Source organism: Plantibacter sp. Mn2098 (assembly GCF_049319745.1).
Lineage (GTDB): Bacteria > Actinomycetota > Actinomycetes > Actinomycetales > Microbacteriaceae > Plantibacter.
Map to the genome: position 1 here is coordinate 193,268 of NZ_JBMOUH010000010.1, position 16,668 is coordinate 209,935.

20 protein-coding genes are annotated in these 16,668 nt (G+C 66.4%); 16 read left to right on the forward strand and 4 right to left on the reverse strand.

Translation table 11 applies throughout. The features are described 5' to 3' along the window. The first annotated feature begins 5 nt into the window (after nt 1-5). Nucleotides 6-1,604 (forward strand): GTPase HflX, encoded by a 1,599-nt coding sequence (gene hflX, locus ACL9RL_RS16455; protein ID WP_422781361.1) that lies wholly within the window; start codon nt 6-8, stop codon nt 1,602-1,604. 100 nt (nt 1,605-1,704) lie between these two features. Here the strand turns inward: hflX and lexA are convergent, their stop codons facing one another. Further along, on the reverse strand, nt 1,705-2,397 hold the full coding sequence (gene lexA, locus ACL9RL_RS16460; RefSeq protein ID WP_422781362.1) for a transcriptional repressor LexA: 693 nt from the start codon (nt 2,395-2,397) through the stop codon (nt 1,705-1,707). Between the two features lie 269 nt (nt 2,398-2,666). Here lexA and ACL9RL_RS16465 point away from each other — a divergent pair, with 269 nt between their 5' ends. Both ACL9RL_RS16465 and ACL9RL_RS16470 read left to right on the forward strand, forming a co-directional pair. After that, nucleotides 2,667-3,059, forward strand: a complete 393-nt coding sequence (locus ACL9RL_RS16465; RefSeq protein WP_422781363.1) for a LysM peptidoglycan-binding domain-containing protein — start codon at nt 2,667-2,669, stop codon at nt 3,057-3,059. 38 nt (nt 3,060-3,097) lie between these two features. Beyond that, nucleotides 3,098-4,177 (forward strand): histidinol-phosphate transaminase, encoded by a 1,080-nt coding sequence (locus ACL9RL_RS16470; RefSeq protein WP_422781364.1) that lies wholly within the window; start codon nt 3,098-3,100, stop codon nt 4,175-4,177. A 126-nt stretch (nt 4,178-4,303) separates the two neighbouring features. Here ACL9RL_RS16470 and sufU read toward each other — a convergent pair whose 3' ends face one another. Next, nucleotides 4,304-4,750 (reverse strand): Fe-S cluster assembly sulfur transfer protein SufU, encoded by a 447-nt coding sequence (gene sufU / locus ACL9RL_RS16475; RefSeq protein ID WP_422781365.1) that lies wholly within the window; start codon nt 4,748-4,750, stop codon nt 4,304-4,306. Next, on the reverse strand, nt 4,747-6,051 hold the full coding sequence (locus tag ACL9RL_RS16480; RefSeq protein WP_422781366.1) for a cysteine desulfurase: 1,305 nt from the start codon (nt 6,049-6,051) through the stop codon (nt 4,747-4,749). Before ACL9RL_RS16480 ends, sufU begins: the two co-directional genes overlap by 4 nt. 108 nt (nt 6,052-6,159) lie before the next feature. Between ACL9RL_RS16480 and hisB the strand changes: the two genes are divergently transcribed. The 4 genes from hisB to ACL9RL_RS16500 all read left to right on the forward strand — a co-directional run bounded on the left by hisB (nt 6,160) and on the right by ACL9RL_RS16500 (nt 9,029). After that, entirely contained in the window at nt 6,160-6,768 is a 609-nt protein-coding gene (hisB, locus tag ACL9RL_RS16485) for an imidazoleglycerol-phosphate dehydratase HisB (protein ID WP_422781367.1), read from the forward strand. Beyond that, complete coding sequence (hisH, locus tag ACL9RL_RS16490) at nt 6,765-7,403, forward strand: imidazole glycerol phosphate synthase subunit HisH (protein ID WP_422781368.1); 639 nt, start codon at nt 6,765-6,767, stop codon at nt 7,401-7,403. Before hisB ends, hisH begins: the two co-directional genes overlap by 4 nt. 65 nt (nt 7,404-7,468) lie before the next feature. Next, entirely contained in the window at nt 7,469-8,215 is a 747-nt protein-coding gene (priA, locus tag ACL9RL_RS16495; RefSeq protein WP_422781369.1) for a bifunctional 1-(5-phosphoribosyl)-5-((5-phosphoribosylamino)methylideneamino)imidazole-4-carboxamide isomerase/phosphoribosylanthranilate isomerase PriA, read from the forward strand. Nucleotides 8,216-8,270: 55 nt separating this feature from the next. After that, entirely contained in the window at nt 8,271-9,029 is a 759-nt protein-coding gene (locus ACL9RL_RS16500; RefSeq protein WP_422781370.1) for an SseB family protein, read from the forward strand. A 64-nt stretch (nt 9,030-9,093) separates the two neighbouring features. On the opposite strand, the gene ACL9RL_RS16505 is transcribed toward ACL9RL_RS16500, so the two are convergent. Next, nucleotides 9,094-9,459 (reverse strand): DUF1844 domain-containing protein, encoded by a 366-nt coding sequence (locus tag ACL9RL_RS16505; protein WP_422781371.1) that lies wholly within the window; start codon nt 9,457-9,459, stop codon nt 9,094-9,096. 227 nt (nt 9,460-9,686) lie between these two features. On the opposite strand from ACL9RL_RS16505, the gene infC reads away from it, so the two are divergent. The 9 genes from infC (at nt 9,687) to pheS (ending at nt 16,666) form a co-directional block, all read left to right on the forward strand. Further along, nucleotides 9,687-10,343 (forward strand): translation initiation factor IF-3, encoded by a 657-nt coding sequence (gene infC / locus ACL9RL_RS16510; protein WP_422781372.1) that lies wholly within the window; start codon nt 9,687-9,689, stop codon nt 10,341-10,343. Between the two features lie 15 nt (nt 10,344-10,358). Then, a complete protein-coding gene (rpmI, locus tag ACL9RL_RS16515; protein ID WP_056012069.1) occupies nt 10,359-10,553 on the forward strand; it encodes a 50S ribosomal protein L35 in 195 nt (64 codons plus the stop codon). Nucleotides 10,554-10,582: 29 nt separating this feature from the next. Next, nucleotides 10,583-10,972: a 50S ribosomal protein L20 gene (gene rplT / locus ACL9RL_RS16520; RefSeq protein ID WP_422781373.1), complete on the forward strand. Its 390-nt coding sequence runs from the start codon at nt 10,583-10,585 to the stop codon at nt 10,970-10,972. A 159-nt stretch (nt 10,973-11,131) separates the two neighbouring features. Beyond that, nucleotides 11,132-11,932, forward strand: a complete 801-nt coding sequence (locus ACL9RL_RS16525; protein ID WP_422781374.1) for a TrmH family RNA methyltransferase — start codon at nt 11,132-11,134, stop codon at nt 11,930-11,932. Between the two features lie 89 nt (nt 11,933-12,021). Then, the gene (locus ACL9RL_RS16530) at nt 12,022-12,852 is read left to right on the forward strand and encodes an amino acid ABC transporter ATP-binding protein (RefSeq protein ID WP_422781375.1); all 831 of its coding nucleotides are present in this window, start codon (nt 12,022-12,024) and stop codon (nt 12,850-12,852) included. 153 nt (nt 12,853-13,005) lie between these two features. Further along, on the forward strand, nt 13,006-13,902 hold the full coding sequence (locus ACL9RL_RS16535) for a glutamate ABC transporter substrate-binding protein (RefSeq protein ID WP_422781376.1): 897 nt from the start codon (nt 13,006-13,008) through the stop codon (nt 13,900-13,902). A gap of 109 nt (nt 13,903-14,011) precedes the next feature. Further along, entirely contained in the window at nt 14,012-14,659 is a 648-nt protein-coding gene (locus tag ACL9RL_RS16540) for an amino acid ABC transporter permease (RefSeq protein WP_422781377.1), read from the forward strand. Continuing rightward, nucleotides 14,656-15,528: an amino acid ABC transporter permease gene (locus ACL9RL_RS16545; RefSeq protein ID WP_422781378.1), complete on the forward strand. Its 873-nt coding sequence runs from the start codon at nt 14,656-14,658 to the stop codon at nt 15,526-15,528. Before ACL9RL_RS16540 ends, ACL9RL_RS16545 begins: the two co-directional genes overlap by 4 nt. Before the next feature lie 97 nt (nt 15,529-15,625). Next, nucleotides 15,626-16,666, forward strand: a complete 1,041-nt coding sequence (pheS, locus tag ACL9RL_RS16550; RefSeq protein ID WP_422781379.1) for a phenylalanine--tRNA ligase subunit alpha — start codon at nt 15,626-15,628, stop codon at nt 16,664-16,666. Nucleotides 16,667-16,668: the final 2 nt, after the last annotated feature.

Here is a 16,668-nt window from a genome sequence, read left to right on the forward strand (position 1 = left end):
ACGCGATGACGAAGCCAGACGACGATTCGATCCAGCCGACCACCGACGATGTCGTCGAGCGGGTCCTGTCGAGCGCCGCTGTGAAGTCGTCGGGCTACTCGTTGTTCGGGAGTTCTGCTGCAGCATTGCAGTCGGAGCACACCGCGGGTGGCACGGCGGACGACGGCGAGCAGTTCGATCGAGAGGATCGGCAGGCGCTGCGGCGCGTCGCTGGATTGTCTACGGAACTCGAGGACGTCACCGAGGTCGAGTACCGCCAGTTGCGGCTGGAGAACGTCGTCATCATCGGCGTGTACCAGCAGGGCTCGCTCGTCGACGCCGAGAACTCGCTCCGCGAACTCGCAGCCCTCGCTGAGACCGCCGGCGCCGTGGTCCTCGACGGACTGTTGCAGCGCCGTCCGCATCCGGACCCGTCCACCTATCTCGGTCGGGGCAAGGCCATCGAGCTCCGCGACGTCGTGAAGGCGCTCGGCGCCGACACCGTCATCGCGGACACGGAACTCGCGCCCAGCCAGCGACGCGCCCTGGAGGATGTCGTCGGCGTCAAGGTCATCGACCGCACGGCAGTCATCCTCGACATCTTCAGCCAGCACGCGAAGAGCCGGGAGGGTAAGGCACAGGTCGAACTCGCCCAGCTCGAGTACCTGCTCCCTCGCCTCCGCGGCTGGGGTGAGTCGATGAGCCGTCAGGCCGGCGGCCAGGTCGGTGGCGCCGGCGCCGGTATGGGCTCGCGTGGTCCTGGTGAGACGAAGATCGAACTCGACCGTCGTCGCATCCACACGCGCATGGCGAAGCTGCGCAAGCAGATCGTCGCGATGAAGCCGGCACGTGAGGCCAAGCGTGCGAACCGTCGCAGGAACACCGTTCCGTCGGTCGCGATCGCCGGGTACACCAACGCCGGCAAGTCCAGTCTGCTGAACCGCATCACGAAGGCCGGTGTGCTGGTCGAGAACTCGCTCTTCGCGACCCTCGACGCGACCGTGCGCCGCAACGTCACCTCTGACGGCCGTGAGTACACGCTCGCGGACACAGTCGGGTTCGTTCGGAATCTCCCGCACCAGCTCGTCGAAGCGTTCCGTTCCACGCTCGAGGAGGTCGCGGACAGCGACGTCATCGTGCACGTGGTGGACGCGTCGCACCCGGATCCGGCCGGCCAGATCGCGACGGTTCGCGATGTCATCGGCGAGGTCGGTGCGAGGCACATCCGCGAGATCGTCGTGTTCAACAAATCCGACCTGGTGGATGACGGCCAGTTGCTCGTCCTGCGTGGTCTCGAACCGGACGCCGTGTTCGTCTCGGCACGCACGGGTGTCGGTATCGATGAGCTGATGGAGCGGATCGAGGAGGTCCTGCCGTCGCCCAGCCGAGAGCTGCACGTGCTGGTCCCATACAACCGCGGAGACCTCGTGACGGTGCTCCACGAGCGTGGCAAGGTCGTCGAGACGAGCTATGACGAGCACGGCACCATCGTGCACGCGTTTGTGAACGACGAGATCGCCGCGATCCTCGAACCCTTCGCGATGGAGGCGTCGGCGGCCCGTGCCGTACACGCCGCTGCGGAGCCGCTCGCCGTCGCCGGAGCATCGCACTCCGCCGCCGACTGACCCCGATCTATCGACAGGAAAGGACCGGATCGATTCTCGATCCGGTCCTTCTGTCGTTCTGCCGTGTAGGCGGCGTCGGCCGCGGCGTGCGCCGGTCCGATCAGACGCTACGCAGCACCGCTACGACCTTGCCGAGGACGTCGGCGTGGTCGCCGAGGATGGGTTCGAACGCCGAGTTGCGGGGGAGGAGCCAGGTGTGGCCGTCGCGCTGGCGGAACACCTTCACCGTGGCCTCCTCGTCGAGCATGGCCGCGACGATGTCGCCGTTCTCCGCCGTCTTCTGCTCACGCACGACCACCCAGTCGCCGTCGCAGATGGCGGCGTCGATCATCGACTCCCCGACGACCTTCAACATAAAGAGGTCGCCCTTGCCGACGAGCTGACGGGGGAGCGGGAAGATCTCCTCGACCTGCTGCTCCGCCGTGATCGGGATGCCGGCGGCGATCCGGCCGACGAGCGGCACCATGGCGGCGTCGCCGACGGACGGGGCGTTCTCGGAGGGGGTGCCCTCCGTCGCGCTCGGCAGGTCGATGAGGATCTCGAGGGCGCGCGGACGGTTGGGGTCGCGGCGCAGGTAGCCGGACAGCTCCAGCTGGTTGAGCTGGTGTGTGACGCTCGAGAGGGATGCGAGGCCGACGGCATCGCCGATCTCGCGCATGCTCGGCGGGTAGCCCTGTGAGGCGACGGCGCGCTGGATCACGTCGAGGATGGCGAGCTGCTTCTCGCTGAGGCTCTTCCGCCGCCGCGTGCCCGTTCGCTCGTGAGCCCCGTCGCTCCTACCGTTCGCTGCCATTGTCGCTCCTGCCCGGACCAGTGTCAGTGGGTGCTGGTGTACTCACTCCAACACTCGAAACTGTATCCGCCCGGCGTGCCTCAGACAAACATTCGTTCGAGCGTGTCGCACATTCGTGTGCAACAAGGTACGAAAACAGGGTTGAAGATTCGAACAATCGAATATATATTCGGAACACAGCTTCGTATCCGGTGTTCCTGGCCGAACACCGGATACGAATTCTCGTCAGGAACCCCATGGTTCCTGCAGGCGAGCACTTGGAGGTAGTCATGACTGCAGCACTCATCGGTATCCCGACCGGTTCGAACACGGCTCCACGCACCACCACGGCACCACGCACGCGACTGCGCCTCACGCGCCGCGGTCGCGTCGTCTTCACCACCCTCGCTGCGCTGCCCGTCGTGGCAGCCATCGCCGTCCTGTCCATCTCGGCCGGCAACGCCATCGCGTCCGGTCCGGACATCGGAGCGGCTGGCCAGGGCGCGTCCTTCACCTACGTGACGGTCGACGCGGGGGAGTCGCTCTGGCAGCTCGCCAAGTCCATCGCCCCCACGGCGGACCCGCGTGACGTCGTCGCGGACATCATCAACCTCAACCAGCTGACGTCGTCCGGCGTAGAGCCGGGCCAGCGTCTGGCCATCCCGATCAAGTACACGGACTAGGCGCAGCCTGCATCCCCGGCGGTCGGTACGATTGTCGGGTGACCGCTCTCGACGACCTCCCCATCCGCGACGACCTCAGAGGGAAAATTCCCTACGGCGCTCCGCAGGCACATGTGCCCGTTGCGCTGAACGTCAACGAGAACACCCACCCCATCCCCGAGGACGTCGCCCACGACATCGTGGCGTCACTCGCCGCGGCCGTGCTCACGGTGAACCGCTATCCTGACCGCGAGTTCACGGAACTCCGCGAGTCCCTCGCACGGTACCTCGGGCACGGCGTCACAGCCGATCAGATCTGGGCCGGCAACGGATCGAACGAGGTCCTGCAGCACATCCTGCAGGCGTTCGGCGGACCTGGGCGTTCGCTCCTCGGTTTTGTGCCGACGTACTCGATGTACCCGCTGTTGGCAGCTGGCGTCGGAACTTCCTGGATCCCCGGAACGCGTGACGACGACTTCGAGCTGTCCCCGGAAACTGCGGCTCGGCAGGTTCGCGACGCGAACCCGGACCTCGTGTTCCTGTGCTCACCGAACAACCCGACGGGCACACCGCTCCCACTCGCGACGATCGAAGCCGTTTACGAGGCGTCGACGGGCATCGTCGTGGTGGACGAGGCGTATGCGGAGTTCGCACCCGATGGCGAGGCGAGCGCGCTCACGTTGCTGGAGGGACGTCCGCGTCTCATCGTCTCGCGCACCATGAGCAAGGCGTTCGCCTTCGCCGGTGTTCGCCTCGGCTACCTCGCCGCGGATCCGGCTGTCGTCGATGCGTTGCGTCTCGTCCGGCTGCCGTACCACCTGAGCGCCCTCACCCAGGCGGCTGCGACCGCGGCGCTCCGCCACGCTGATGAGATGCTCGCGATGGTCGACGACATCCGTGGACAGCGCGACCGCCTGGTGACCGAACTCGCCTCACTCGGTTACGCACCGCACCGCAGTGGCTCGAACTTCGTGCTGTTCGGTGGTGTGGACGACCCGAACGGCATCTTCGAGGCGCTGTTCGCTCGTGGCATCCTGATCCGCGATGTGGGCATCCCGAACCACCTGCGCGTGACGGCCGGAACCGAGTCGGAGACGACGGCATTCCTCGAGGCGCTGGCCGAGATCACGCCGCGCTGAGTCACGTGCGCGGCGCGGACTCAGCGCTGCACCCCTGTTCGAAATTCAGGAGCGCCCCGGTGTGTCACCCAGCGCTCGCGATGAGTGCGGGTCGACGCGCCGGGGCGCTCCTGAGTTGTGAACGGGCTACGCGGTCAGGCGGAGAACTGCTTCCTCGGCGGCGACCCAGGGGAGCATCGCGCACTTCACCCGGGCGATGTACTTGGAGACGCCGCTGAGCGCCGCTGCGTCACCGAAGCGCTCCTCGTCGAATTCGAGCTTGCCGCGGGACCGGATGACCTCGCGGAACTCGTCCGCGAGTGCCGAGAGCTCCGCGACGGTGAGCCCCGGCCCGAGGTCCGACAGGCACGATGTCGACGCCTGCGAGATGGAGCAGCCGTGGCCCTCCCATGCGATCGAGCTCAGGTGCTCGCCGTCCTCGCTGAAGTGCAGTTGCAGCGTCACCTCGTCTCCGCAGGTCGGGTTGATCTGGTGGGACTCCGCCGCCGCGCCGTCGTGCAGGCCGTAGCCGTGCCGTTCCTTCGCGTGGTCGAGGATGATCTGCTGGTACAGGCTCTCCAGGCCGCCGCTCATCGTTCGGCTCCGAAGAACGCTGCGACCCTGCTCGTCGCGTCGAGGAACGCGTCGATCTCGGCGTCCGTCGTGTACAGGTAGGCGCTCGCCCTGGTCGTCGCCGTGAGTCCCAGCCTGCGGTGGAGCGGCTGGGCGCAGTGGTGACCGACGCGCACGGCGATGCCCTGGTCGTCGAGGAATTGGCCGACGTCGTGCGCGTGGACGCCCGCGAGGTCGAAGCTCGCGAGTCCGACGCGTTCGGTTCCGGGGCGGGGCCCGACGAGCCGTACGCCGGGGATGGCGACGAGTCCGGAGGCGAGTCTGGCGCCGTAGGCGGCTTCGGTGGCGTGGATGCGATCCATGCCGACGCCCGTGAGCACGTCGACGGCTGCTGCAAGAGCGATCGCCTGCGAGACGGGCTGGGTGCCGGCCTCGAAGCGTTGCGGAGATGGCAGGAACGTCGCGTCCTCCATCGTGACCGTTTCGATCATCGAGCCGCCGGTCAAGAACGGCGGCAGGGCGTCGAGGAGCTCACGGCGGCCGTAGAGCACACCGATGCCGTTCGGCCCGAGCATCTTGTGGCCCGAGAAGACCAGGAAGTCGACGTCGAGTGCTGCGACATCGATGGGGAGGTGGGGGACGGACTGGCAGGCATCGAGCACCACGAGGGCGCCGACGCGATGCGCGAGGGTGCGGAGCGCATCGACGGGTGCGATCGCTCCGGTCACGTTGGAGACGTGCGCGAACGCGACGATTCTGGTGCGGTCGCCGATGACGGCGGACGCCGCATCCAGATCGAGGATGCCGTCGTCGTCCACCGGGATGAATCTGAGCGTCGCTCCCGTGCGAGCGGCGAGCTGCTGCCACGGGATGAGGTTGGCGTGGTGTTCGGCTTCCGTGACGACGATCTCGTCGCCGGCCTGCAGGCGGAACCTGTCGGCCTCGGCGCCGCCGAGCCCGGCGCTCGCGTTGCCGATCGAGTACGCCAGGAGGTTAAGGGCGCCGGTGGCGCCTGAGGTCCAGACGATTTCGCGTTCGTCGGCGCCGATGAACGCCGCCACACGTTCCCTCGCCTGCTCGAACAGGTCGGTGGCTTCCGCCGCGAGCGTGTGGGCGCCGCGGTGCACGGCGGAATTGGCGCGCCTGGCGTAGTCGGACTCGGCCTGAATGACCGATTCCGGTCGTTGCGAGGTCGCGCCGGAATCCAGGTAGACGAGTCCGTGTCCGTTCACGGTGGTCGAGAGGATGGGGAACAGCGTCCTGATCGCCTCGATCTCGGAGAGAGCGAGGGGGGATGCGGTGTTGGGGATGGTCGTGGTCATGGTCACCTCGCCTTCAACGATAGGCGCATCCGCATCCTTCCCCTTCCTCTGTGACGCACCAACCGATCAGGACGGCGCCGCGGTGTGCGCCGCCGATAGACTGACCGCATGACGAACCCGCAGCGCACCGCCCGTCTGCAGCGCGAGACGAGCGAGTCCAGCATCGAGCTGGAACTGAATCTCGACGGCACCGGAGCGAGCTCCATCGACACCTCCGTCCCGTTCTTCGACCACCTGCTCACGGCGTTCGCGAAGCACTCGCTCACCGATCTGACGGTTCGTGCGCGCGGCGACGTGGAGATCGACGTCCACCACACGGTCGAGGACGTCGGCATCGTGCTCGGCCAGGCCATCCGCCAGGCGCTCGGCGACAAGTCGGGGATCTCCCGGTACGGCGACGCCCTCGTGCCGCTCGACGAGGCGCTCGTGCAGGCCGTCGTCGACATCTCCGGCCGACCGTACCTCGTGCACGAAGGGGAGCCGGCCGGTTTCGAATTCCACCTCATCGGCGGCCACTTCACCGGATCGATGGTGCGGCACGTCTTCGAGGCGATCGCCTACAACGCGGCGCTCACCGTCCACGTCCGCGTGTTGTCCGGACGTGACCCCCACCACATCGCCGAGGCCGAACTCAAGGCGTTCGCGCGCGCATTCCGTCAGGCGAAGGCCCTCGATCCGCTGGTGACCGGCATCCCCTCCACAAAGGGTGCACTGTGACCTCGGCGCGTCCACGGGTCGTCGTCCTCGACTACGGTTCCGGGAACGTCCACTCGGCCGTCAAGGCGCTTGAGCTGGCCGGAGCGGACGTCGAGCTGACCGGCGACCGTCGCGCTGCGCAGGAGGCGGACGGCCTCGTTGTGCCAGGCGTCGGCGCGTTCAGTGCGGTCATCGACGCACTGCGGGCCTCGCGCGGCGACGAACTCATCGACCGCCGCTTGGCCGGCGGACGCCCGGTCCTCGGGATCTGCGTCGGCATGCAGGTGCTCTTCGAGCGCGGCGTCGAGCGCGGCGTCGACTCCGAGGGACTCGGCGAGTGGCCGGGAACGGTCACCCAGCTCGATGCGCCGGTGCTCCCGCACATGGGCTGGAACACGGTCGAGACCGATCCGGAGTCGATCCTCTTCGACGGCATCGGCGACGAACGCTTCTACTTCGTGCACTCCTACGGTGCGCAGGAGTGGACGCTCGATGTGATGCCGCCGTTCCCGAAGCCGCGGCTGACCTGGGCGACGCACGGCACCCCCTTCCTCGCCGCGGTGGAGAACGGGCCGCTGTCCGCCACGCAGTTCCACCCGGAGAAGTCCGGCGAGGCCGGCATCCGTCTCCTCTCCAACTGGCTCGGAACCCTCTAGAGGACTAGGATCTTGTGCTTGTGCCGGTGCGAGTATCCGGCAGCTTCCGAGAGAGACAGTGAGCCATGAGCGAGTTCAACACGACCCCAGGACTCGTCCTGCTGCCCGCCGTCGACATCGCCGGAGGAAAGGCTGTCCGCCTGACCCAGGGTGAGGCCGGATCCGAGACCAACTACGGCGACCCCGTCGACGCCGCGATGGACTGGGCGGACCAGGGCGCGGAGTGGATCCACCTCGTGGACCTCGACGCAGCGTTCGGCCGTGGCAACAACCGTGCGCTCCTGAAGAAGGTCATCAAGCAGACGCGTGGCGTCAACATCGAACTCTCCGGCGGCATCCGCGACGACGCCTCGCTCGAGCAAGCGCTCGAGTCTGGTGCGAAGCGCATCAACCTCGGGACGGCGGCGCTGGAGAACCCGGAGTGGGCCGCCAACGTGATCGGCCAGTACGGCGAAGCGATCGCCGTCGGTCTCGACGTGCGCGGCACCACACTCGCGGCACGCGGCTGGACGCAGGACGCCGGCGACCTGTGGACGGTCCTCGACCGTCTGGAGCAGGCCGGTTGCTCCCGCTACGTCGTGACCGACGTCACGAAGGACGGCACCCTCCAGGGTCCGAACGTCGAACTGCTCAAGCAGGTCATGGAGCGCACGCACCGTCCGGTGGTCGCTTCCGGCGGAATCTCGAGCCTCGACGACCTCGTCGCGCTGCGCGAACTCGTACCGCAGGGACTCGAAGGCGCCATCATCGGCAAGGCGCTCTACGCGGGCGCATTCACGCTCGCAGAGGCGTTGGATGTCGCATCGTCCTGATTCGGAGGATCAGCACGGTCACTCCCGCTCTCACACCCACTCCGACGAGTCGGGCGTGAGCGGGAACCACGCGGACTCCGCCGGCCAGCCGTGGGCGGGTCGGAGCTTCCACAGTGCTCCGCCGTCGAACGACGACGGCAGTGCGCCGGAGCGGCTGATCGAGGCCATCCGGCGTTTCCGGGCCCGTGAAGTTGGTGAGTCCGAGGTCGTCGACGCCCTGCGGGAGTCGCGTCTGCTCATCCCGCTCGTCGCGCATCTCGGCGAGGCCGGGGAGAACGAGCACGGTCAGCTCGTCGACAAGACGCAGGAACTGTCGATTGTGACGGTCGACGGCCCCGACGGCCGAACCGTGATGCCGGTCTTCAGCTCGGTGGCGGCGATGTCGGCGTGGAATTCGACGGCCAGGCCGATCCCGGCCGACGGCATCCGAGTCGCGCTCGCAGCAGCGAGCGAGCACACGGACGTCGTTGTGCTCGATGCGACGGGGCCGACGGAGTTCGCGGTGCGGCGCCCGGCGCTGTGGGCGATCGCCCAGTCGTTGCCGTGGACGCCGAGCTACGAGGACCCGGCGGTGCTCGAGGCGTTCGAGCGGTCGATCGGCACGGAACTCGCGGTCGTGGGTGTGACCCTCGCAGCGGGCGATCCCGATGCGCGCCTCGCGGCATCGGAACTGGTCGTCCGTCTGCGGCTGCTCGCCGGACTCACCCAGGGCGAACTCGACGCGGTCCTCGCCCGTCTCGCGCAGCGCTGGGCGGCCGACGAGGTCATCGCGACCCGCGTCGACTCGCTCGCGGTGAAGCTCTCCGCCGCCTGAGCGTCCGCTGCAACGACAGCGGTCAGGCGACGGTCAGTCGACGGTCAGCCAGCGATGCGGTGGATCAGGTGACGGGGCCCGTCCACTTCTCGCCAGGGCCCTTGCCGATCGGGTCCTGGATGATGGACGCCTCGCGGAATGCGAGCTGGAGCGACCGCAGCCCGTCGCGCAGCGAACGCGCGTGCATGTCGGAGATCTCCGGCGCTCCGGCCGTGATGAGGCCGGCGAGGGCGTTGATGAGCTTTCGCGCCTCATCGAGGTCGATCTGCGACTCCGGATCGTCGGCGAGCCCGCACTTGACCGCCGCGGCGCTCATGAGGTGGACGGCCGCCGTGGTGATGACCTCGACCGCCGGCACCTCCGCGATGTCGCGAGTCGCCTGGGAAGATGCGTCTTCTTCGTGGTCGTAGGGGGAAGTGCTGTCGTTCACGTCAATCCTCTGGTAGTCTTGTGCGGTGCTCCGGGACTTTGGTCTCGGTACGAAAGAGGAGATTCTCCCACCCGCGCTTGACCGCTAGACAAGGTTACCGGGTTGTCACACCCCGCCAGACGTGTTTCACAACTGGTAGACAGGGTGTGTGTACTCACCGAATTTCATTCGGGGGTACGGGTGTGTGTTGATCCACTTTCGTCACGAACGGATATCCATTCGGACGTGTGGCAACCCACCCAGTAGAGGAGTTCCGCATCAGCGATCCCCGTACCAATGACCGTATCCGCGTCCCGGAGGTCCGTCTTGTCGGCCCAGGCGGAGAACAGGTCGGCGTCGTCAAAATCGAGGTCGCCCTTCGCCTCGCGCAGGAAGCGGACCTCGACCTCGTCGAAGTCGCACCCAACTCCAAGCCGCCCGTCGCGAAGATCATGGACTACGGCAAGTTCAAGTACGAGGCTGCGCAGAAGGCGAAAGAGGCCAGGCGCAACCAGGCGAACACGATCCTCAAAGAGGTTCGTTTCCGTCTCAAGATCGATCAGCACGACTACGAGACCAAGCGCAAGCGCGCTGAGGGCTTCCTGAAGACTGGTGACAAGGTGAAAGCCATGATCCAGTTCCGTGGTCGCGAACAGTCCCGTCCAGAGCAGGGCGTGCGACTGCTCCAGAAGTTTGCCGAAGACGTGTCGGAATTCGGAACCATCGAATCCACCCCGACCGTCGACGGACGCAACATGGTCATGGTCATCGGCCCGCTGAAGAACAAAGCGGAAGCCAAGGCCGAGGCCAACGCACACCGTGCGGCATCGAAGGCGCGACCGGCTCAGGAGTCGGAAGTACCCGAGGTCGCTGAGGCAGAGTCATCTGCCGACGAGAACCGATAAGAAACGAGGAATCCAATGCCGAAGCAGAAGACCCACTCCGGGGCCAAGAAGCGATTCAAGGTCACCGGCAGCGGCAAGCTGATGAAGCAGCAGGCCGGTATGCGACACAACCTGGAGAGCAAGTCCAGCCGTCGCACCCGTCGTCTGAACCAGGACCAGGTGTTGGCTCCGGCTGACGCGAAGGTCATGAAGAAGCTGCTCGGTCGCTAAGACCGCTACACCGAAGGAACACACAGAACATGGCAAGAGTCAAAAGGGCGGTCAACGCTCACAAGAAGCGTCGCGTCATCCTCGAGCGCGCCTCGGGCTACCGCGGACAGCGTTCGCGTCTGTACCGCAAGGCCAAGGAGCAGGTCACTCACTCCCTCGTCTACTCGTACCGCGACCGCCGCGCACGCAAGGGTGACTTCCGTCGCCTGTGGATCCAGCGCATCAACGCTGCATCGCGCGCCAACGGCCTCACGTACAACCGCTTCATCCAGGGCCTCGGCCTTGCCGGCATCGAGGTCGACCGTCGTATCCTCGCCGACCTCGCGGTGAACGACGCCCCCACCTTCGCAGCGCTCGTGAAGTCGGCCAAGGCAGCACTGCCGGCCGACACCTCGGCTCCGAAGGTCGCAGCAGCCTAGTCTGCGTGCACCTCGTCCGGTGCTGAGTGCAGCACCGACGACGCCTGTTCGAACGGCCCGGTTCCCCTGTGGAGCCGGGCCGTTCGTGCGTGCGGAACCCGTCGCGGAATCGGCCGTGAGCGTTCGTCCGGTCGGCCTGTGTCGGCCTAGGATGGGATCGTGCTCGACAATCCGCGTTCCCCACGCGTCCGCGCCGTCGCCAAGCTCGCCAAGCGCCCGGCGAGGCTGGACACCGGCCTATTCCTCCTCGAAGGACCTCAAGCGGTCTCAGAGGCACTCACGTACCGACCGGACCTCGTGGTCGAGTTGTTCGCGACGCCGACGGCGCTCGAGCGCTACGGCGACATCGCGCAGGCCGCCGCCGATGCGGGCATCGAGGTCGAGTTCGTCACCGAGCAGGTGCTCGAGTCGATGGCCGACACGGTCACGCCGCAGGGTTTCGTGGCGGTCGCGCACCAGTTCCCGACCTCGGTGAAGGACATCTTCGCCGGTCAGCCCAAGCTCGTGGTGATCTTGGAGGAGGTCCGGGACCCGGGCAATCTGGGAACGATCATCCGCGCCGCGGACGCTGCCGGCGCCGACGCCGTTGTGTTGAGCGGCCGCACGGTCGACCTCTACAACCCCAAGGTGGTCCGGTCGACGACCGGTTCGTTGTTCCACCTGCCCGTCGCGGTGGATGCCGAGCTGTCCTCCGTCGTGGAGCGCGCTCGTGGAGCTGGTCTCCAGGTCATTGCTGCCGACGTCAAGGGCGAGGACCTGCTCGCCGCCCGCTCGGAGGGTGTTCTTGCCCGGCCGACCGCGTGGTTGTTCGGGAATGAGGCGCGCGGTCTGACCGATGAGCAGCTCCTCGTCGTCGATCGTGCGCTTACGGTTCCTATCTACGGCCACGCCGAGAGCATGAACCTCGCGACCGCGGCTTCCGTGTGCGTCTTCGAGAGCGCATTCGCCCAGCACTCCTGAGCAACATGCGTTGCGTATTCGGTCACAAACGTGTAACCGTCACGTGCTGACCCTGGGTTCGGTCGCGCCCGTCACCTAGCGTGGGTCGTATGGAGCATTCAGTGCCGAACTCCCGCCCGTCCGATTCATCAGCCCAACGCAACCCGTACGAGACAACCAGCAACCCGATCGTCGCCGACCAGGGCGAACCGCTCGTCGTGCTGCAGGACGTCGACAAGCACTACGGCGATTTCCAGGCGTTGAAGCACATCAACCTCACCGTGAACAAGGGCGAGGTCGTTGTGGTCATCGGCCCGTCCGGTTCGGGGAAGTCGACTCTCTGCCGCACGATCAACCGGCTCGAGACGATCACGTCAGGGCAGATCCGGATCGATGGCAAGCGACTCCCGGAAGAGGGCAAGCAGCTCGCTGAGCTCCGGGCGGATGTCGGGATGGTCTTCCAGTCCTTCAACCTCTTCGCGCACAAGACCATCCGCGAGAACGTCACGCTCGGCCCCATCAAGGTGCGCAAGCAGAAGCGTTCCGACGCCGATGCGGCTGCGAAGCTCCTCCTCGAACGCGTCGGCGTCGGTGAGCAGGCCGACAAACTGCCGGCGCAGCTCTCCGGCGGGCAGCAGCAGCGCGTCGCGATCGCCCGCGCCCTCGCGATGAAGCCCAAGGTCATGCTCTTCGACGAACCGACTTCTGCCCTCGACCCCGAGATGATCAACGAGGTCCTCGACGTGATGGTGCAGCTTGCCGGCGAGGGGATGACGATGATCGTCGTCACCCACGAGATGGGATTCGCCCGCAAGGCGGCCGACCGCGTGGTCTTTATGGCGGACGGCGAGATCCTCGAAGACAGCGACCCGGAGTCGTTCTTCACCAACCCGCAGACCGAGCGTGCGAAGGACTTCCTGTCCAAGCTGCTGACTCATTAGGGGCGCACCGCCGGTCCGACACTGACCCGACACCGACTCGACACCCGATACCCGAACACCCGAAACGCACGACCACTGTCCGGAGCCATCGCTCCAGGGCAGACCTCACCAACCGATAGGCCCAACGACGGGCACCAAGGAAGGAAGGAAAACATGCGCAAGAGGCTCATGTTCATCACGGCAGGAGTCGCAGCAGCGGCCATCGCCCTCGCCGGCTGTGCAAGCGGCGATGCCGAACCTGGCTCGACGGACGCAGCGGGCGGCAGCACGCCCGCGTTCGAGGTCGCCAAGGACGTCACGATCGAAGGCAGTCCGACGTTCGACAAGATCTCGTCGGCAGGCAAAGTCCGCATCGGCGTCAAGGAGGACCAACCGGGACTCGGTTACCTCGACGCGGCGACGGGGGAGCGGACAGGATTCGACATTCAGATCGCCACCTGGATCGCGGCATCGCTCGGCGTCCCAGCCGACAAGATCGACTTCACGGCGATTCCCAGCGCGAACCGTGAATCAGCGCTCGTCAACGGCGACATCGACCTGTACGTCGGCACGTACTCGATCACCGACAAGCGCAAGACGCAGATCGACTTCGCCGGACCATACTTCGAGACCGGGCAGGGCTTGCTCGTCGCGAAGGACAACACGGACATCGCGAGCGAGGCGGACCTCGCGGGGAAGACGGTGTGTTCCGTGACCGGTTCTACGCCGCTGCAGAACATCAACGACAACTTCCCCGACACGAAGACGGTACCGTTCGACACGTATTCGCAGTGCGTCGATGCGTTGCACGACAACAAGGTCGATGCCGTCACCACCGATCAGGCGATCCTGCTCGGCTACGCGTCGCTTCCGGACTCCGGCCTCAAGGTGGTCGGGAAGCCGTTCACGACCGAGCTCTACGGGGTGGGCCTGCCGAAGGGCGACGACGCGCTGCGGCACTTCGTCAACCAGATGTTCACCGACGGTGGTGCGACCTGGACGAAGATCTACGATGCCACGCTCGGTGCATCCGGCACGAAGGTGGGCCAGCCGAAGGTCGACGACTACTAGGCAGCACCCCGGGCGGACGCGGTGACCCGCGGCCGCCCGGGGGAGTTGTCCCGTCGATCCCGCCCGGGAAATCACATCGGGCGATCTTTCCGGAAAGGCGCCACCGCCAATGAACGTCCTCCTCGACAACCTCGACCTCTTCTTCGACGGCTTCAAGGTCACACTGCTCTTGTTTGTCGTCTCCGGCTTCTTCGCGCTCGTCCTCGGCACCATCGTCGGTGCGATGCGCGTCTCTCCCGTGCCGGCGATGCGCGTCTTCGGCACGGTGTACGTCAATACGGTGCGCAACACCCCGTTGACGCTCATCCTCTTCTTCTTCGCGTTCGGGTATCCGAAGCTCGACCTGCCCGCGATCAGTTACACGGCCGTGGCCATTACCGGCCTCAGTTTCTATACTGCGACCTACGTCGCGGAGGTGTTGCGTTCCGGCGTGAACACAGTTCCGCTCGGTCAGGCTGAAGCTGCGAGGGCGATCGGGCTCCCGTTCGGGCAGACGATGACGCTCGTGGTGCTGCCGCAGGCGTTCAGAGCGGTGTTGCCGCCGCTCTTCAGCGTGCTGATCGCGTTGCTCAAAAACACGACCGTCGCCGCCGGCTTCGGGGTGATCGAAGCAGGCGCGATCCGAGCGTCGCTCTCAGAACGAGGCGAGCCGCTGCTGATCGGTCTCCTCTGGGTCGCGCTGATCTTCGTCGCGCTCGTCTCGCTGCTCTCGCTTGCCCAACGGGCGTTCGAGAAGAAATGGAAGGTGGCGCGATGAGCTCCGTCCTGTTCGACACACCGGGGCCGAAGGCGGTCGTCCGGTACCGGTGGTTCGGCGTCGCGACCGTTGTCGTCGTCGCCGCGATCTTCGCCTTCATCATCTACCGATTCATCGAAACCGGGCAGTTCAGCGCAGCGAAGTGGAAGCTGTTCACCTTCCCTCGCGTGTGGGAGCAGATTCTGCAGGCCACGGGTGCGACGCTATCCGCGTTCGCGGTCGCCGCGGTCCTCAGCCTGGCGCTCGGGCTCATCCTCGCGATCGGTCGGCTGTCCGACCACAGGGTCGTCAGCGTCCCCTTCACGATCATCATCGAGTTCTTCCGAGCCGTTCCCGTCCTCATCCTGATGATGCTGATGTACTACGGGCTTCCTCCGCTCGGGGTCAAGGTGACGCCGTTCATGGCGGTGGTCGTCGGCCTCACGCTGTACAACGCGGCGGTCTTCTCCGAGATCTTCCGCGCCGGCATCGAATCCTTGCCACGCGGGCAGAAAGAGGCCGGGTATGCGATCGGGCTCCGGAAGACCGGTGTGATGCGCATGATCCTGTTCCCGCAAGCGATCCGCGCGATGATGCCGGTCATCATCGCTCAGCTCGTCGTGACGTTGAAGGACACGGCGCTCGGTTTCCTCATCACCTATCAGGAGCTGCTGTACCTGGCCAAGCAGTACGGTTCGCAGGCGACCTACGGCAATCCGATCATCCCGTCGATCATCGTGATGGGTTCGATCTACATCGTGCTGTGCCTCATCCTCTCCGGCATCGCGAAATGGGTGGAGGTCCGGACGAGGCGTTCGTCGAGGGTGCGGGGCGCGCGTCTCGACACCACGCGGGAGATCACGGACACGCAGGTGATCGCCCAGCAGTGAGTCGGGGTGCCGCGGGCTGTGGAGGGTGGTGCCGAGTTGTGCACAGCCCTCCGCGGCCCGGCACGGCCGCTCGCCCAGCTGGGTAGACTTGGTTTTCGTGTCTGACGCATCCCAAATCACTCCAGAAGCGGTGAACGCCGCGGTCGATGCGGCGCTCGCCGCGGTCGCCGCCGCCACCGACTCGACCGAGCTGAAAGCCGCCCGTGCGGCCCACGCCGGAGAATCGTCCACCCTCGCAACGCTCAACGGCTCCCTCCGCAGCGCGCCCAACGACCAGAAAGCCGCACTCGGCAAGCTCGTCGGCCAGGCTCGTGGCCGGGTTTCCCAGGCGATCGCCGCGCGCGAGCTCGAACTCGTCGCAGCGGAGACCGAGGCACGCCTCGCAGCCGAGACCATCGACGTCACAGCCGTGCCGTCGCGGCACCAACCCGGTGCGCGCCACCCGCTGACGCTCCTCCAGGACCGCGTGTCCGACATCTTCGTCGGCATGGGCTGGGAGATCGCGGAGGGCCCTGAGGTGGAGAGCGAGTGGTTCAACTTCGACGCGCTCAACTTCGACGCGGACCACCCGGCCCGCGCCATGCAGGACACCTTCTTCGTCGAACCGCCTGAGTCGCACCTCGTGCTGCGCACCCACACCTCGCCCGTGCAGGTTCGTTCGCTGCTCGAGCGCGAGCTGCCCGTGTACGTCCTCGCACCCGGACGGGTGTACCGCACCGACGAGCTCGACGCGACGCACACCCCCGTGTTCATGCAGTTCGAGGGACTCGCGGTCGACAAGGGCCTCACCATGGCGCACCTGCGCGGCACCCTCGACCACTTCGTGAAGTCGGTCTTCGGCGACGACGCCGAGGTGCGCCTGCGCCCGAGCTACTTCCCGTTCACGGAGCCGAGCGCTGAGCTCGACTTCTGGCACCCGACCTTCAAGGACGGCCCGCGCTGGATCGAATGGGGCGGCTGCGGCATGATCCACCCGAACGTCCTGCGTTCCGCCGGCATCGACCCGGAGGTCTACTCCGGATTCGCCTTCGGCATGGGAGTCGAGCGCGGCCTGATGCTGCGCGACGGCGTGCAGGACATGAGGGAGATGGTGGAGGGCGACGTCCGCTTCTCCCAGCAATTCGGAATGGTGGTCTGATC

Coding starts and splice junctions, on each gene's coding strand:
- hflX (WP_422781361.1), top strand. CDS start 6: ATGACGAAGCCAGACGACGATTCGATCCAGCCGACCACCGACGATGTC.
- lexA (WP_422781362.1), bottom strand. CDS start 2,397: ATGGCAGCGAACGGTAGGAGCGACGGGGCTCACGAGCGAACGGGCACG.
- ACL9RL_RS16465 (WP_422781363.1), top strand. CDS start 2,667: ATGACTGCAGCACTCATCGGTATCCCGACCGGTTCGAACACGGCTCCA.
- sufU (WP_422781365.1), bottom strand. CDS start 4,750: ATGAGCGGCGGCCTGGAGAGCCTGTACCAGCAGATCATCCTCGACCAC.
- ACL9RL_RS16480 (WP_422781366.1), bottom strand. CDS start 6,051: ATGACCACGACCATCCCCAACACCGCATCCCCCCTCGCTCTCTCCGAG.
- hisB (WP_422781367.1), top strand. CDS start 6,160: ATGACGAACCCGCAGCGCACCGCCCGTCTGCAGCGCGAGACGAGCGAG.
- priA (WP_422781369.1), top strand. CDS start 7,469: ATGAGCGAGTTCAACACGACCCCAGGACTCGTCCTGCTGCCCGCCGTC.
- rpmI (WP_056012069.1), top strand. CDS start 10,359: ATGCCGAAGCAGAAGACCCACTCCGGGGCCAAGAAGCGATTCAAGGTC.
- rplT (WP_422781373.1), top strand. CDS start 10,583: ATGGCAAGAGTCAAAAGGGCGGTCAACGCTCACAAGAAGCGTCGCGTC.
- ACL9RL_RS16530 (WP_422781375.1), top strand. CDS start 12,022: ATGGAGCATTCAGTGCCGAACTCCCGCCCGTCCGATTCATCAGCCCAA.
- ACL9RL_RS16535 (WP_422781376.1), top strand. CDS start 13,006: ATGCGCAAGAGGCTCATGTTCATCACGGCAGGAGTCGCAGCAGCGGCC.
- ACL9RL_RS16540 (WP_422781377.1), top strand. CDS start 14,012: ATGAACGTCCTCCTCGACAACCTCGACCTCTTCTTCGACGGCTTCAAG.
- ACL9RL_RS16545 (WP_422781378.1), top strand. CDS start 14,656: ATGAGCTCCGTCCTGTTCGACACACCGGGGCCGAAGGCGGTCGTCCGG.